The sequence below is a fragment of the Yersinia pekkanenii genome (genome assembly GCF_001152565.1).
Lineage (GTDB): Bacteria > Pseudomonadota > Gammaproteobacteria > Enterobacterales > Enterobacteriaceae > Yersinia > Yersinia pekkanenii.
Window position 1 is genome coordinate 1 of record NZ_CQAZ01000134.1, and the last position, 2,434, is coordinate 2,434.

Sequence of the window (2,434 nt, forward strand, 5' to 3'; positions counted from 1 at the left end):
CTCGATATCAATACAGCGTGTTTATGCTGCTTTTCTCGCTGGCCACTCGCCGATTTCAGAATTAAATAAAATAACGGCGGCGTGTTAATGCTCATCTATAGCCTGAAAGGCACCGTGTATGCCTGAACGTTGCCGCCGCTATACACATCCATCTCAATAGCTACATCAATAGCCTCTATTGCAGTTTTCCCTAGCTTCATTGCTGTGCTTGCTACAGTCGCGCCAGTGCCGACAGCACAATGTTCAGTCAGTGGGTAGAAAGATATTTGAGTAGAGTTTTCTTGACTTGAAATCCCGTATGCCTGAAAAGGCCCACGGATAGCGATTGCTGAAAAACGGGAGTCTGAAGAGAATTCAGTTTCATACGTAACGCCTTTCGCTAACTTGTCTCGTAACTCGTACTCTGCACCACAATCTCCCGATATGGCGATAGCAAGAACCTCATCCCCGTTTACTTTCCACTTTTCATGCTCGGCTGGAGTGTAAATTTTCTGCTCAGTTAGTGAGCAAACCAAACCATTCAACGTAGACTGACCATCAGTAGCTAACGTCCTTCCATCCCATGCAATAGTTGTCATTTTTACACCTTGTTTTTCTCTATTTTGCGAATGCTCGCCTTATCTGCGTTGCACTGTTCTATCACCGTCAGTAACTCCCCATTCAGTGCCAGGCTGTCACCCCACGTCAGTTCGTCAGGGATGAGTGGCGGCATACAATCAGAAAGCAGACTGGCGGGTATCTGTACGTGTGGAGTCTGTACGTATTTTATTTGAGTGGTTCCGCAAGCGCTCAACAGCGGCAGCAGGAATAGAACGAGTAGCGCATTCGTCCGCACTGATATGTTTTTTAATTGCAGCAACGCGGACCTCGCTATTATTTCTAATATTGGTTTTTTCATGCTCGTTAGCTCGGGCGATATCGTTAAATAACTGAACTGTGCGGACCTGATTATTTAAAATTGACCTCGCCTCGTCACGCTCATCAGTCAGTAGCGCATTGTCAGCAATTAATTTTTTTGCTTCGGACTTATTTACCCAGGCAGCGATAAGCAGAATAGCCACCAGCATTAGCAATAATCCGGTAGCAAATTTAGTTATCTGGCTCATACCTGAATCTCAATATGCGGCGCGTCCAAAAACTTAGCGGGCTTATCATTCGGGTTATCTGTCCAGGTGATACCGAAGCACAGCCTAACGCCCAACTCGTTACCGGCAAGGTGCATAGCATCAAGTACCGGCAACCAGCATTTATAATCATTCCAGTCAGCACCGGTGGGTAACACATCAATAGCGTGGCCGGTAATATGGCGGCTGTTCATAGTCTGACTTTTGCCGGTGGCCACCAGCTCTTTTTGCCGTTCTACGGTGCGTAAGCCTTCAATAACGCCAAAATCAACAGGCGATAACTCCAGCGCACGACGCACCACTTTCACCAGGTCAGCATTAACACCTTTTAGATTATTTTCACTGCGCTGGCTGAAACGAAAATTACTGGTTTTCATTGCTGCCCCCTGTCTTGCTGCCAACAATGCGTTTAAGTACGGAGCCGATATAGTCAGTACCCATATAGCCGATAAATACGCTAAGTATTAGCGTCCAGCCTGGCTCTACGCCGAACATCGTTAGTACATCTTCAATAAACCACGCGATGAGTGAGCACATAGCAGCATCAAGCATGACTTGCGCCCGCCCTCCACCTGCGTACATGCCGCGCAAAGTTGCCATAATTGCAGCCAGCCCGGCGCTGATAAGTTCGCCGCGATGCTCTCCGATCCATACGATGATCAGACTCCAGATATCCGGTGACCTGTGCATTTTCATATCCACCCCCCGTCCGGGGAATCCTTTCCCGGCATTGTCGGGGGTTATAAATAGAAAAGACCACGCAATAGCGCAGCCCTGAAAAAGTACCGGGATACCACTTACGCCCGGTGCGCGTTCCCTGCTTTCCACAGTCAAAGAAAATTGATATGTTGGTTATTCCACAATCAAAGTAAGGAAATGGGAATGGCAGACTTTATCGTTAGGGTTGAATTACGTGGTGGTGATAGTGAAGACTATGATTTACTTCACGAAAAAATGAATGCTAACGGATATCTAAAAGAAATAACTCATTCATCGGGAATTAAATACAAACTACCTACATCTGAATATATCGTCACAAAGAACAAAACAGCTTCGCAAATTCGAGACGAAGTAAAAGACATCGCCTCTAGTGTAAAGAACAATCCGGGTGTTCTTGTTACGAAATCAGATGCTATGGCGTGGTCACTCACTAAAATCTGAGTCTGATACAGGGAGCCTTTCTTCGCTTTCTAATGCTACAAAAGATTTTCTAATGTTATGGGCGATACTTTTCGCCCGCTGTTCGTCCACATATCCACGATTATCAAATTCAATAATTAGGACGTTAACTAATACGTTACGCGCTGAAT

The 2,434-nt window shown here is 45.9% G+C and carries 6 protein-coding genes; 1 reads left to right on the top strand and 5 read right to left on the bottom strand.

The annotated features are described in order from the left end of the window. Positions 1-95: 95 nt before the first annotated feature. Genes AEP37_RS23215 through AEP37_RS23230 form a run of 5 tightly spaced genes read right to left on the bottom strand, consistent with a single transcriptional unit; the run spans position 96 to position 1,820 of the window. Entirely contained in the window at positions 96-578 is a 483-nt protein-coding gene (locus AEP37_RS23215) for a hypothetical protein (RefSeq protein ID WP_049615543.1), read from the bottom strand. Between the two features lie 2 nt (positions 579-580). Beyond that, positions 581-835 carry an Rz1-like lysis system protein LysC gene (gene lysC, locus AEP37_RS28100; RefSeq protein WP_072086414.1) on the bottom strand — a complete coding sequence of 85 codons (255 nt, stop codon included), beginning with the start codon at positions 833-835 and terminating at the stop codon, positions 581-583. After that, a complete protein-coding gene (locus tag AEP37_RS23220; protein WP_049615544.1) occupies positions 717-1,106 on the bottom strand; it encodes a hypothetical protein in 390 nt (129 codons plus the stop codon). The genes lysC and AEP37_RS23220 overlap by 119 nt, the downstream gene beginning before the upstream one ends. Further along, entirely contained in the window at positions 1,103-1,501 is a 399-nt protein-coding gene (locus tag AEP37_RS23225) for a M15 family metallopeptidase (protein ID WP_049615545.1), read from the bottom strand. Before AEP37_RS23225 ends, AEP37_RS23220 begins: the two co-directional genes overlap by 4 nt. Next, positions 1,488-1,820, bottom strand: coding sequence for a phage holin, lambda family (locus AEP37_RS23230; RefSeq protein WP_042592972.1), 333 nt, complete (start codon positions 1,818-1,820; stop codon positions 1,488-1,490). The genes AEP37_RS23225 and AEP37_RS23230 overlap by 14 nt, the downstream gene beginning before the upstream one ends. Before the next feature lie 186 nt (positions 1,821-2,006). Between AEP37_RS23230 and AEP37_RS23235 the strand changes: the two genes are divergently transcribed. Next, positions 2,007-2,285: a type V toxin-antitoxin system endoribonuclease antitoxin GhoS gene (locus tag AEP37_RS23235; protein WP_049615546.1), complete on the top strand. Its 279-nt coding sequence runs from the start codon at positions 2,007-2,009 to the stop codon at positions 2,283-2,285. Positions 2,286-2,434: the final 149 nt, after the last annotated feature.

Coding starts and splice junctions, on each gene's coding strand:
- AEP37_RS23235 (WP_049615546.1), top strand. CDS start 2,007: ATGGCAGACTTTATCGTTAGGGTTGAATTACGTGGTGGTGATAGTGAA.
- AEP37_RS23225 (WP_049615545.1), bottom strand. CDS start 1,501: ATGAAAACCAGTAATTTTCGTTTCAGCCAGCGCAGTGAAAATAATCTA.
- AEP37_RS23230 (WP_042592972.1), bottom strand. CDS start 1,820: ATGAAAATGCACAGGTCACCGGATATCTGGAGTCTGATCATCGTATGG.
- AEP37_RS23215 (WP_049615543.1), bottom strand. CDS start 578: ATGACAACTATTGCATGGGATGGAAGGACGTTAGCTACTGATGGTCAG.
- AEP37_RS23220 (WP_049615544.1), bottom strand. CDS start 1,106: ATGAGCCAGATAACTAAATTTGCTACCGGATTATTGCTAATGCTGGTG.